Here is a 12,133-nt window from a genome sequence, read left to right as displayed (position 1 = left end):
CGCTAAAGATATGGGCGAAACCGGATCGACGGTGATATTCTCCAAATATGCCCAAAACTGACCATAACCGACCGGCCTCCGATTTGATGGATGCAGATCCGACGCGTTCCAAGGAAATTCTGGAGGCAGAAAATGCCAGTCTCCGGCTGCTGCTGACCCAGGCCGAGGTCAACGCCCATGTTCTTCTTGCCCACGCCGGCATCGAGGCCAAGGAGCGCGAATCATCCGACAAGCTGCAAAAGCTGATCGTGGAAGAACTCCACCACCGCATCAAGAATACGCTTGCGACGGTGAGCGCGATTGTCTCCCAAAGCCTCCGCCAGGCTCCCGGCATCGAGCATGCCCAGCACGCGATCGAAGGCCGGTTGTTGGCGCTTGGCCGGGCTCATGATTTTCTTCTGAGGGCACAATGGACCAGCGCAAGCCTGCGGAAAATCGTCCAGGGCGCAACCGAGGCTTTTGACAATCCGGCCGTTTCGAAATTCTCGATCAAAGGGCCGGATATTCAGATCACCTCGGGGGCGGTCATTGCAATCGCGATGACTCTCAATGAGCTCTGCACCAACACCACGAAGTTTGGCGCCTTGTCGGTGCCCGCCGGCCGCGTCGAGATTGCCTGGAGTTTGGATGAACCGGCATTACGGCTGCATTTCTTCTGGAAAGAACACGGCGGCCCCGTGGTGCAGGCCCCGACCAGGCAAAGTTTCGGCACCCGCCTGATCGAAACACTCGGCAGGCAGTTGAAAGGCGAGGTCAAGCTGACCTACGAGCCCAGCGGTTTTGTCTACGCGCTCAACGTTCCCCTGGCATCTCTTACAACGTAAGCCGCCCGAATTACTTGCCCCAGTCCTTGGCGGCGGTCCCGGGCATGACGGGATGCAGGGTTTCGCGGCCGCCAACGGACCTCCGTTCCCTGATTAAATCCGAGCGGGCGCCAGTACCTTGTTTTCAACGCATGCTCTCCACGCGAACCAGCGTCCCACTCCGCAGAGGCCGTCCAAGATATTCGCTCTTTTTTGAAGGGACGGCACAGCGCTTACCACGTGTAGCGCAGCGTGCCTGAGCCGGCATAGGTCTGCGAATCTGGAGCAAATTCGCCGTCGAACTTGGCGAGCAGCGAGTAATTGGCAGACAGGAAGAGCTGCGCGCCGACGGTGGTGAGCGCCGAGTCATGTGGGATCGGCGCGCCATCGACCGTAAAGCTTGAGCCGGGCAGCGCTTCGAACGCCGCGCTCAGGGACGGATTGCTGACAAAGTCGTGCGCCCAGGCGAGGCGGCCGTAGAGGAGCAGCGGCTTGCCATCGAGCAGCATCGGAGAATCAAAACGCGCGCCCAGTTCACTGCGCACATCGGTCGCATTGAGGGAATTGTAGGCGAGCCCGAAGCCGCCCCCGGTCGCATCGCTTTCGCTGTAGGGCGCGGTGTGGAAATCCTGAAACTGCAAAGCGCCATACGGCGTCACGCCCAGCGTCGGCAGCACCGCATAGCGGTAGCCGCCTTCAAGGCGCGCGCCGTAGCTCTGGCCGTCGAATTTCGCCGTCAACTGATCGCCGAACGCGGTGCGGTTCGTGGTGAACCAATGATTGGCGAAGGAGAGCGCGGCGGCAATATAGGCCGGACCGAACCGGTCGATGCCGTAGGCTCCGACCTGGAAGGCGTCGCTCCTGCCGGTGCCGAGTGCATTGGCCAGGCTCCAATTGGTGCCGGCGCCGGCGAGTGCAAAGCCGACGGTGGCGTTGGGCGACACGTGATAATCTGCGCCGCCGACAAAGCCGTAGGTGCTCGTGTTGAGATTGCTGGAACCGGTCGTCGGATTGCCATTGGCGATATTGCCACCGCCATAGGCCGAACCCCAGGCCGTCCAGCGCTGCTCGAAACTTTGTTTCGGCGGCGCCTTGCCGAGGATCGAGGCATAGGCAAGCGCCATATCGGGCGGCAGGTTTGTCTGGGTCTCTGGCGCAAAGCCCATGGCCGGCCCGCCTCCGCCGCCAATGTTGGAGCGTCCATTGACGGATGCATCGAGCATCAACGTCAGAAACCCGTTGGTCAACTGGAACGCCGCCCGCTCGGCGCCGGTACCGGCCTCGCCGTCCAATTGTGTCAGCGCGTTCAGCAGCGAAGGACCCGGGAGATTGCCGAGGCTTTGGAACTGCGCCGGCAGCGGCGAATTGGCGGGACCATTGAGGATCCCGTTGTTGATGCCATTGATGACATGCAGCTGATTCTGATTGGCCCCCGCGGGCGCCGCCAGCAGCGAGGTGCCGGAAACGTCCAGATCGACATCGCCGGGATCGCGCGCATAGTCGAGCGCGATGTTGCCGACAAACTCCCCGTTGACGCCGAGCCCGGCGAATATCCCGCCCAATCCCGCCGTCGTGGTCAGGATCTGATAGACTGCCCCATCATAGCGCCCGAGCAGCGGCGTCACCGCCACGGTGCCATTGCCGCCGAGCGTGGCCGATCCGATCACCGCCGACTGGGAATTGTTGCCTGCACCCGGACCGATATTGATCGCAAAGTTACTGCCGGCTTCAAACAGGAGCGTGCCGTTGATCGTCAGCGTGCCGAAGCCGCCGGGGGTCCCGGGTGCCAGCGTGCCGCCGCCGGCGATCGTCGTCATTGCCGGATCGATAATGCCGGTACCGGATAATGTGCCGCCGGAGTTCACCGCCACGCTGCTGGTATCGCCGATCGCGCCCTCCACTTCGAGTGTGCCACCGTTGATGGTGGTGCTGCCTGAATAGGTGTTGGTGCCGGACAGGAGCAGCGTGCCGGCGCCGACTTTAGTCAGCCCCCCGACGCCGGACATGGCGGCGGCGAGCGTGACATCATTGCCATTGGTGTCGAACGTCGCGCCGCCTGAGCCAAACGCGCCGAGCTTCGGGGAGATGTCGGCAGTGTTACCCGAAGCCCATTGCAGCCCGCCGCCGTCAAGGATGATCGGCCCTGAGCCGAAATTGCCGATCGAATTGAAGTTGATGAAGCCGCCGTTGACGATGGTGCCGCCGGCATAGGTGTTCGCGCCGGTCAGGGAGAGGATGCCCGAACCGATCTTGGCCAGCCCGCCGGCGCCGACGATGTCGCCCGAGAAGGTGGTGCTGGTGTTGTTGTTGCCGGTCGTCAGATTAGCCGAGCCCAGCACGACCTCGCCCGCACCGGCGAGCGAGCCGATCGTCTGGTTGAAATTATTGAGGTCAAGCGTCGCGCCGGGCGCGATCGTGAAGGCGCTGTTCGGAGAGAACGCGTTCACCGCACCGGCCTGCAGCGTGCCGGCGTTGATGGCGGTCGCGCCGGCGTAGGTGTCGGTTCCAGCGAGAGTCAGAATGCCCGCGCCGGCCTTTACGAATCCCCCGGCGCCGGACAGCCCCCCATTCCACGTTGCGCCAAAGCCGTTGGTGTCGATGGTGGAGTTCGCGCCCGTCAGGCCCGTAGCAATGTTTGTGGTCAAGGCGGAGCCGACGACCTGAAGCGTGCCGCCTCCAAGGTTCAGGTTGCCGGTGCCGGTGATGCCGTTGACGCCGCCGGCCTGCAGGACGCCGCCGCTCAGATTATATGTCCCGACACCGGCGCCGCCGACGACGAGGTTGCCACCGGATATCCTCAGCAGACCGCCGGTCTGGTTGACCGTGCCGACCGATCCCGCGAGAACAGCGATCTTCAGGCCGGCGCCGAAATTCGCGGCGCCGCCGCTCATGTTATAGGTGCCGGTGCCTGAGTTGCCTATAATGACCGGAGCACTTGCGTTCAAGACGCCGCCGCTCTGGTTTAGAAATCCAAATCCTCCAACATCCATGCCAAAGGCGGCGCCCCCAAGCCCGATGCTGCCATTCCCGATTATCAACGTTCCGGCCAGAAGATTGTAGGTCCCCGTTCCCCCCAAGCTCGGCCCGCTGGACGCGTTGCTGCCGAATTGAGCGATATTGGTAACATTTAAAATCACCGTGGAGTTGGCGCCGCTCTGGGTGATGGTCCCGACGCCCAGATCGTCACCAACGTACAACTGGCCACCGCTCCCGATGGACTCGAGATCGATGGTGGCACTGCCCGCGATGTTCACGACACCAACGCCGCCGGTACTGGCGCCGATATAAACGGTTCCGCCCCGATCTTGCAGCAAGGCGGTATCGGTCAGATTGTAGGTGCCGTTGCCATTCGCGAAACCAACGTTCAGTGCTCCCGCCGACACCGAAACGGTGCCGCCCGATTGATTGAATGTCCCGTTTGCTACCGTGGATCCAAAAGGAAAGCCGATGGATATGCTGCCGATGACACCGGCGGCGGCATTTGAATCGTTGATCGTCACGGATCCGCTCGTCATATTGACGATGCCGTTGCCGCCATCGAGGCCGATATTAAACTGGTTTCCTTCGTTTATGACATTGAAGACGAGAGACGCCCCGTTGATGTTCAGGGTGCCGGTGTGCCCGAAGCCGATATCCAGCGCGCTGGGATTGGCAGCCTGACCAAAGGAGACGGTTGTTTCCGCGCCGAGCGTCACGGCTCCGTCACCGGTAGTGGCGCCGATGCCCAAACTTTCGAACGAGAGATTGATCGACGTGGCAGCAGCCGGGAGCGTCAGAGACGACCCTGCATCAATCGTTCCGGCCGCGGTCGCATCGATCGTATCCGCGTGGCCCGCCTGGACTGCCAAAGCAACGGCGGCATCGAACTGCGACTGATTGGTGACGACTATCGTGGCAGCCCGCGCCGGCTCAGCCATGAGAGCCGGGACAACCGCAGCCGATAAAACGGAGACTTTCAGCAAAGGCCGATGGCGCTTCAAACTGCCAAGGAGAGCTGAACACGCGAGGATCGGTGCAGCCGCCTGTTCCGTCATCGCGCGCGTTCGTCGATGAAGGCAGGGTGGGAGGCGTTCGGCCGAGCAAGGATCCGAGCAAAGGCCTTTGTCGCGAGGGCGCGCGCATGCGGACTTTCCCCGGCGCTTGTCGCGCACGCCAAGGATGCCCTCGCAAGCAACGGCCGCCCTACCGCATCTTATGCGCGCGTGGCTACGGGAACATGGAAACATGACGCTCGCGCGGAGCGTCGACAAAATCGACCGAGCGCGTTCAAGCTGGCGCTGTTCCATGGGTACGCCTTATGGCTGTACCCCTCTGCCCAAGTAACTTCTCGATAGCACACCATCTGGTTGAAATTTGGGCGGATTGATATCGGAAGCGTTGCGTCCATTTTTTTGCCGCGCTGGAACGTCTTGGTAACAAACGCCCGTATCCGAGACGCGGATTGATCCGACCGCGGAGGGTTCCACGCGGGTCGATTTCGGCAATGCTGCAGGAGATATCATTCGACGGACAGGTCGGCGGGCATGGCTTCGTGATGCCGGAAACGAATCATTTGACGGTGGAAGACCGCCGCGCGCCTTGCAGCCACACCCCGAACGCGATCACCACCGCGCCTGCCAGCGTGAACCAGGTGATGGCGTATTGCAGGTGATCGTCCGGCAGATGCACCTCCAGCGGACCGGGCTTCGGCGTGCCGCTGGCCGGCACGGGCTGCTCGAGATCGATATAGAACGGCGCGACGATTCGGCCGTCCCCGTCCCATCCGAGCGCGCGGGCCATCGCCAGATGATCCCTGGCGAACCACAGCCGTTTGGCCTGATTTTCCTGTGGCGTCAGCAGGCCCGCCGCTTCGGGAAAGCGGATATAGCCGGTGAGCCTCACGGGCGCGCCGATGACGAGGGGTTTGACCGCGCGATCCTCTTGTCCGCGGTCCTGCATCGTGTTCTGCACGAAGCCCGCATTGATCACGACGGTTTCGCCGCTTTCCAGCCGCGCCGGGACGAAAGCCCAGGTGCCGGGACCGGAAATGTCGGTGCGAACCGCCGAGCCGGAACTGAAGACCATCGCATCCGACAGTGCTTGATAAGTCGCCGAAAAGCGGACGCGGCGGAATTCGTCCCTCGCCGGCGTGAGCATGCCCCATTGCGCGACCGGCGGCAGCGAAGCCGGCGCTGCCGCGAGCCGCTCGGTCAGCGCCGCGATCAAGGCGTGTTTCTCGACCCGGCGCTGCAACTGCCACATGCCGAGCCCGACCAACAACAGCACCATCGCAAGCGTAAAGACGCCGAGGCCGCCGATGCGGCGCAGGCTCGCCGCTGTTCCGGTCATTTCGGCGCGCGGTCGATCAGCCGGCCCGGCGCCGCCTTGTGGTGGAATTGCAGCGCGATCAGCAGCGACTTCATCGAACGCAGCGGCAACAACGTGGTCACCAAAATCAGCGGTAGCCAGAGCGCCGCGTGAACCCAGTACGGCGGCTCGTATTTGACCTCGACGATCAGCGCGCAGGCCACGACGACCGCGCCCGCGATCATGATGATGAAAACCGCGGGCCCGTCGCCGGCATCGATGAACGCATAGTCCAGCCCGCACGATTCGCATTTCGGCCGCAGCGTCAGGAAACCCGAATAGAGCTTGCCCTTGCCGCAGCGCGGACACCGGCAGGCCAGGCCGCGCATCGCGCTTTGGGTTAGCGTGGGCAATGTCTCGTCTGGCATGCGCTCGTCTTCCAGCTCGCCGTCAACAAAAGGGCGGCCCCGCAGCCGCCCCTTTTAGCACAGTGGCTGCAGCACCGGCGCAGCGAATCCGCGATCAGCCGGCGCCGTTCGCAATGGCTTCCGCGCCGTGGCCCCAGACATAGATGCAGATGAACAGGAACAGCCAGACCACGTCGACGAAGTGCCAATACCAGGCGGCGAATTCGAAACCGAGATGTTGTGTCGGCGTGAAATGCCCGGCATAGGCGCGTGCCAGGCAGACGATCAGGAAGATGGTGCCGATCAGCACGTGGAAGCCGTGGAAGCCGGTCGCCATGAAGAAGGTGGCGCCGTAGATATTGCCGGCGAAGGAGAACTCGGCATGGCTGTATTCGAACGCCTGAACGCAGCTGAAGGTGATCCCGAGCAGGATCGTCAGGATCAGGCCGTATTTCAGGCCCTGGCGATCGTTCTCCAGCAGCGCGTGGTGCGCCCAGGTCACGGTGGTGCCCGAAGTCAGCAGGATCAGCGTGTTGAGGAGCGGCAGATGCCAGGGATCGAAGGTCTCGATGCCCTTGGGCGGCCAAGTGCCCGGCACGCTGCAGGCGCCCATCGCGGTGCTGGCGCCGCAGCCGAAGATCGCGTCGCGCGCGGCGTGAACCGGATCTGCGGGAAACAGCGCGGAGTTGAAAAAGGCCCAGAACCAGGCGACGAAGAACATCACCTCGGAGGCGATGAACAGGATCATGCCGTAGCGATGGCTGATCTGCACCACGCGGGTGTGGTCGCCCTTGTACTGGGCTTCACGGATCACGTCCGTCCACCAGCTCGCCATGGTGTAGAGCACCCCGATCACGCCGATGCCGAAGATGATCGGCGCAGCCGAGAACATGTGGTGCATCCAGGTGACCGCGCCGGTCGCCATGATGAAGGCCGAGACCGACCCGACGACCGGCCACGGGCTCGGATCGACGAGATGGTAGTCGTGATGCTTGACTTGCGCAGTCGCCATTGCAGCCCCTCCGTTCGCGTGCCGTTGCTGTTCGGCACGTCTCGTCTCAAAAAATCAAACTCTCCCGATCCCGAAATCCACCATTGCGGCGATCAGAGGCTCCCCTTGCGCTGGTCCGGCTCGCGCGCCGCAACGGGCTGCGGCGCCGGATCGCGCACGGGATAGAAAGTGTAGGACAGCGTAATCGTATTCAGCCCGTCATTGTCGCTGTCCTTGACGATGGCAGGGTCGACATAGAACACCACAGGCATCTGGCGGGTCTCGCCGGGCGCCATGGTCTGTTCGGTGAAACAGAAACAATTGATCTTCTGGAAATACGCGCCGACCGTCAGCGGCGCCACATTATAGGCCGCCTGCCCCGTCGTGGTCCGCGCCGCCTGATTGGTCACGGTGTAGTAGACAGTGACGACCTCGCCGATCCTGACTTCGATCTCGGTCTTTTCCGGCTCGAACTTCCACGGCAACCCGCCCGCCACGTTGGAATCGAAGCGCACCGCGACCTTGCGCGACAACGGCGCGGAGGTCGGCGCCGCCGTCGCGACCTGGGTGGTGCCGTTGAAACCGGTGGCGCGGCAGAACCAGTTGTAGAACGGCACGGCGGCATAGGCCGCGCCCACCATCAGCACCACGACCAGACCGCAAGTCGCGCCGACCACGGCGTCGCGCGTCAAACCGCGGCGCGGGCCGGCATCATGGCCGCCGGTCGGCGGTGGCGTCATCGTCGCGGGCTTGTGGTTTTCCATGTCGCTCACATCAATGACATCGGCCGCTGCAACTATACCGACAACAACTATAGGGGGCGCACGAGAACGGCCGGCCCCTTGACCATGGTAACGGCGAAAAACAACACCACGAGGACGCCGAGCGCCCAGGCGATCGCGATCGAACGGCGGCGGCGGCTCCTGAGCTGCGCCTCGGTGAGGATGATTCCATCTGGTGGCTTCCGCGGCTCGTCCATTCCGTCGCCATGCGCCCCCTTACCAGACCAACGGTGCAACAGCGCGGACCACGACCTCAAGCAGCAACGTCGCGAACAGCGCGAACAGATAAAGGATCGAGAAGGCGAACAGCTTCCGGTTCGCGCGCAATGATTCGCTGCGCTCGCGGCGGCGATAGACATTGACCGCAAGCGCCAGCATGACGGCGCCGAGCAGCAGCGAGGTCACGCCATAGACCGCATCGAAATAGCCGAGCGGCCAGGGCGCGAAGGCAACCGCGACCAGCACGATCGTATACAGCAGGATCTGCAGCCGGGTCGCGTCGGGGCCGGCGACCACGGGCAGCATCGGCACTCCGGCGCGCGCGTAATCGTCGCTGCGAAACAGCGCCAGCGCCCAGAAATGCGGCGGGGTCCAGAAGAAGATGATCAGGAACAACAATAGCGGCTCGACAGACAGCGAGCCGGTCGCGGCCGCCCAGGCCACGACGGGCGGCAACGCGCCCGCGGCGCCGCCGATCACGATGTTCTGCGCGGTCCAGCGCTTCAACGCCATCGTATAGATCACGACGTAGAAGAAGATCGTGAAGGCGAGCAGGCCGCCGGCGAGCCAGTTGACGAGGATGCCGAGCGTCATCACCGAAAAGAACGCCAGCGTCAGCCCGAACGCGGTCGCCTCCGGCTGCGTGATGCGCCCGCGCGGGATCGGCCGGTTCGCGGTGCGCGTCATCAAGGCGTCGATGTCGCCCTCGAGCGCCATATTCAGCGCACCCGAGGCGCCGGCGCCGACTGCGATGCAGAGGATCGCGGTGATCGCCAGCACCGGATGAACATGAACCGGCGCGATCACGAGGCCGACCAGCGCGGTGAAGATCACCAGCGACATCACCCGCGGCTTCAACAGCGCGATGTAATCGGCGACGTCGGCTTCCGAAATCCGGGGCGACGACAGGTCCAGGGCATTGTGATCGACAACTGACAAGATAACTCTCACTTCCGGTTAAAGGCGCGGGCCCATCGGGGCACCGCGCCTTTTACATGATTACTGTACCCGCGGCAGCACTTCGAACTGATGGAACGGCGGCGGCGACGACAGCGTCCATTCCAGCGTGGTGGCGCCGACGCCCCACGGATTATCGGCGGCCTGTTGCTTGCGCACGAACGCGTCGATCACGCCATAGAGGAAGATCAGCACGCCGATGCCGGAGATATAGGAGCCGATCGACGACACCAAATTCCAGCCGGCGAAGGCGTCGGGGTAATCGACATAGCGGCGCGGCATGCCGGAGAGGCCGAGGAAGTGCTGCGGGAAGAACACCAGATTGACGCCGACGAAGGTGAACCAGAAATGCGCTTTCGCGATCGTCTCCGAATACATGTAGCCGAACATCTTCGGGAACCAGTAGTACCAGCCGGCGAAGATCGCGAACACCGCGCCGAGCGACAGCACGTAGTGGAAGTGCGCGACCACGTAATAGGTATCCTGCAGCACGCGGTCGACGCCGGCATTGGCGAGCACGACGCCGGTGACGCCGCCCAGCGTGAACAGGAAGATGAAGCCGATCGCCCACAGCATCGGCGCCTTGAACTCGATCGAGCCGCCCCACATCGTGGCGATCCAGGAGAAGATCTTCACGCCGGTCGGCACCGCGATCACCATGGTGGCGGCGACGAAATAGGCCTGCGTCGCCGACGACATGCCGACGGTGTACATGTGGTGCGCCCACACCACGAAGCCGATGCCGCCGATCGCGACCATCGCGTAGGCCATGCCGAGATAGCCGAACACCGGCTTCTTCGAGAAGGTCGAGACGATCTGGCTGATCATGCCGAAGCCCGGCAGGATCAGGATATACACTTCCGGATGGCCGAAGAACCAGAACAGATGCTGGAACAGCACCGGATCGCCTCCGCCTTCGGCGGAGAAGAAGGTGGTGCCGAAATTGCGGTCGGTGAGCAGCATGGTGATGGCGCCGGCCAGCACCGGCAGCGACAATAGCAGCAGGAACACCGTCACCAGGATCGACCAGACGAACAGCGGCATCTTGTGCAGGGTCATGCCCGGCGCGCGCATGTTGAAGATCGTGGTGATGAAGTTGATGGCGCCGAGGATCGAGGAGGCGCCGGCCAGATGCAGCGCCAGGATCGCGAAATCGACCGCCGGTCCCGGATGGCCTGTGGTCGACAGCGGCGCGTACATGGTCCAGCCCGCTCCCACGCCGTTGGCGCCCGGCTCGCCCTCGACGAAGGTCGAGATGATGAGCAGCGCGAACGACGCCGGCAGCAGCCAGAACGAGATGTTGTTCATGCGCGGGAACGCCATGTCCGGCGCACCAATCATCAGCGGCACCATCCAGTTGCCGAAGCCGCCGATCATCGCCGGCATCACCATGAAGAAGATCATGATCAGGCCGTGCGAGGTCACGAAGACGTTGTAGGTGTGGCTCTCGTGGAAAATCTGCACGCCGGGAAACATCAGCTCGGCGCGGATCGCGATCGACAGCGCCGCGCCGATGATGCCGGCGATGACCGCGAACACCAGGTACATCGTGCCGATGTCCTTGTGGTTGGTCGAATAAAGATATCGCCGCCAGCCGGTCGGATGCGCGTGGTCGTCATGTGCATGATCTTGGCTGTGATCGTCGTGAGCCGGTGTTGCTGCCGTCGTTGCCATGTTCAAATCCTGCCTAGTCCTTTTCAGACCTTGCGGTCCGCGCTTGTCCTCATCGATGCGCCGATAAATCTTCGGCCTATTGCGCCGCTCCCGCCGCCGAGGCGAACTGGTTCGCCGGCGCGCTGGCGAATTTCTTCTTGGCATCCTCGACCCAGGCCGTGAACTCCTGGTCGCTCACCACCCGCACCGCGATCGGCATGAAAGCGTGATCCTTGCCGCACAATTCCGAGCACTGGCCGTAATACATGCCGGTCTTGGTGGCCTTGAACCAGGTTTCGTTGAGGCGCCCTGGAATGGCGTCGATCTTGATGCCAAAGGCCGGCACCGCGAAGGAGTGGATCACGTCGGCGCCGGTGGTCTGCACCCGGATCACCTTGTCCACCGGAACCACCATCTCATTGTCGACCCCGAGCAGCCGGGGCTGCTTGTCCTGGGCCAGCAGCGAATCGAATTCGAACTTGCCGTTATCGGGATAGGCGTAAGACCAGTACCATTGCTTGCCGGTCGCCTTCACGGTCAGGTCGGCCTTCGGAACATCGAGCTCGAGAAACAGCAGCCGGAACGACGGCACCGCGACGCAGACCAGGATCAGTACGGGAATCAAGGTCCAGGCCACTTCGATCAGGGTATTGTGGGTGGTCCTGGAGGGAACCGGGTTGGCCCTGGCGTTGAACTTCACGACCACCGCAATCAGAAGCGCCAGCACCAGCAGCGTGATCAGGGTAATTACCACGAGCAGGAAATTGTGAAACCAGATGATGTTTTCCATCACCGGAGAGCCGGCTTCCTGAAGCCCGGCCTCCCATGGCGCCGGCTGACCTAATTCGGCGAACGCCGTGCTCCCGGCTGCCAGCGTCGCGCCGGCCACCATGAATCCCAGCAACCGACGCCCGATTTCGCCCTTCGACATCTTCATGCCGCTCGCGCTCCCCTGATGTTACCCCCTGAGCATCCCGCCGGACGGCTGAATGCTCACACGATCCCGCCCCTTTTTTTGACGACCGTGGCATGCAC

10 protein-coding genes are annotated in these 12,133 nt (G+C 63.0%); 1 reads left to right on the top strand and 9 read right to left on the bottom strand.

Annotated features, from left to right (window positions below):
* Positions 1-86: 86 nt before the first annotated feature.
* Positions 87-824: a sensor histidine kinase gene (locus tag HB630_RS28345; RefSeq protein ID WP_249780792.1), complete on the top strand. Its 738-nt coding sequence runs from the start codon at positions 87-89 to the stop codon at positions 822-824.
* Between the two features lie 212 nt (positions 825-1,036).
* On the opposite strand, the gene HB630_RS11360 is transcribed toward HB630_RS28345, so the two are convergent.
* From HB630_RS11360 to coxB, 9 genes are all read right to left on the bottom strand, one after another.
* Positions 1,037-4,720, bottom strand: a complete 3,684-nt coding sequence (locus HB630_RS11360; protein ID WP_213772313.1) for an autotransporter outer membrane beta-barrel domain-containing protein — start codon at positions 4,718-4,720, stop codon at positions 1,037-1,039.
* 631 nt (positions 4,721-5,351) lie between these two features.
* Complete coding sequence (locus HB630_RS11355) at positions 5,352-6,131, bottom strand: SURF1 family cytochrome oxidase biogenesis protein (RefSeq protein ID WP_213772312.1); 780 nt, start codon at positions 6,129-6,131, stop codon at positions 5,352-5,354.
* Positions 6,128-6,517, bottom strand: coding sequence for a DUF983 domain-containing protein (locus HB630_RS11350; RefSeq protein WP_213772311.1), 390 nt, complete (start codon positions 6,515-6,517; stop codon positions 6,128-6,130). Before HB630_RS11350 ends, HB630_RS11355 begins: the two co-directional genes overlap by 4 nt.
* A 94-nt stretch (positions 6,518-6,611) precedes the next feature.
* Complete coding sequence (locus tag HB630_RS11345) at positions 6,612-7,508, bottom strand: cytochrome c oxidase subunit 3 (protein ID WP_213772310.1); 897 nt, start codon at positions 7,506-7,508, stop codon at positions 6,612-6,614.
* A 92-nt stretch (positions 7,509-7,600) separates the two neighbouring features.
* Complete coding sequence (locus HB630_RS11340) at positions 7,601-8,251, bottom strand: cytochrome c oxidase assembly protein (protein WP_213772309.1); 651 nt, start codon at positions 8,249-8,251, stop codon at positions 7,601-7,603.
* A 47-nt stretch (positions 8,252-8,298) separates the two neighbouring features.
* On the bottom strand, positions 8,299-8,466 hold the full coding sequence (locus HB630_RS11335; protein WP_213772308.1) for a CoxF protein: 168 nt from the start codon (positions 8,464-8,466) through the stop codon (positions 8,299-8,301).
* Between the two features lie 19 nt (positions 8,467-8,485).
* Positions 8,486-9,427, bottom strand: a complete 942-nt coding sequence (locus HB630_RS11330; protein WP_213772307.1) for a heme o synthase — start codon at positions 9,425-9,427, stop codon at positions 8,486-8,488.
* 60 nt (positions 9,428-9,487) lie between these two features.
* Positions 9,488-11,119, bottom strand: a complete 1,632-nt coding sequence (gene ctaD, locus HB630_RS11325) for a cytochrome c oxidase subunit I (protein ID WP_213772306.1) — start codon at positions 11,117-11,119, stop codon at positions 9,488-9,490.
* 76 nt (positions 11,120-11,195) lie between these two features.
* Positions 11,196-12,035, bottom strand: a complete 840-nt coding sequence (gene coxB, locus HB630_RS11320; protein ID WP_213772305.1) for a cytochrome c oxidase subunit II — start codon at positions 12,033-12,035, stop codon at positions 11,196-11,198.
* Between the last annotated feature and the right edge of the window lie 98 nt (positions 12,036-12,133).

This window comes from Bradyrhizobium sp. dw_78 (assembly GCF_018449525.1).
In the GTDB taxonomy this organism is placed as follows: Bacteria; Pseudomonadota; Alphaproteobacteria; order Rhizobiales; family Xanthobacteraceae; genus Bradyrhizobium.
Note: the sequence above shows the minus strand (reverse complement) of the source record. Positions and strands in the feature narration are given on the sequence as shown.

What these genes read in the sequence shown, in the direction of transcription:
- HB630_RS11340 (WP_213772309.1), bottom strand. Translation starts at nt 8,251, where the DNA reads ATGGAAAACCACAAGCCCGCGACGATGACGCCACCGCCGACCGGCGGC.
- HB630_RS11345 (WP_213772310.1), bottom strand. Translation starts at nt 7,508, where the DNA reads ATGGCGACTGCGCAAGTCAAGCATCACGACTACCATCTCGTCGATCCG.
- HB630_RS11350 (WP_213772311.1), bottom strand. Translation starts at nt 6,517, where the DNA reads ATGCCAGACGAGACATTGCCCACGCTAACCCAAAGCGCGATGCGCGGC.
- HB630_RS11355 (WP_213772312.1), bottom strand. Translation starts at nt 6,131, where the DNA reads ATGACCGGAACAGCGGCGAGCCTGCGCCGCATCGGCGGCCTCGGCGTC.
- HB630_RS11335 (WP_213772308.1), bottom strand. Translation starts at nt 8,466, where the DNA reads ATGGACGAGCCGCGGAAGCCACCAGATGGAATCATCCTCACCGAGGCG.
- HB630_RS28345 (WP_249780792.1), top strand. Translation starts at nt 87, where the DNA reads ATGGATGCAGATCCGACGCGTTCCAAGGAAATTCTGGAGGCAGAAAAT.
- coxB (WP_213772305.1), bottom strand. Translation starts at nt 12,035, where the DNA reads ATGAAGATGTCGAAGGGCGAAATCGGGCGTCGGTTGCTGGGATTCATG.
- HB630_RS11360 (WP_213772313.1), bottom strand. Translation starts at nt 4,720, where the DNA reads ATGGCTGAGCCGGCGCGGGCTGCCACGATAGTCGTCACCAATCAGTCG.
- ctaD (WP_213772306.1), bottom strand. Translation starts at nt 11,119, where the DNA reads ATGGCAACGACGGCAGCAACACCGGCTCACGACGATCACAGCCAAGAT.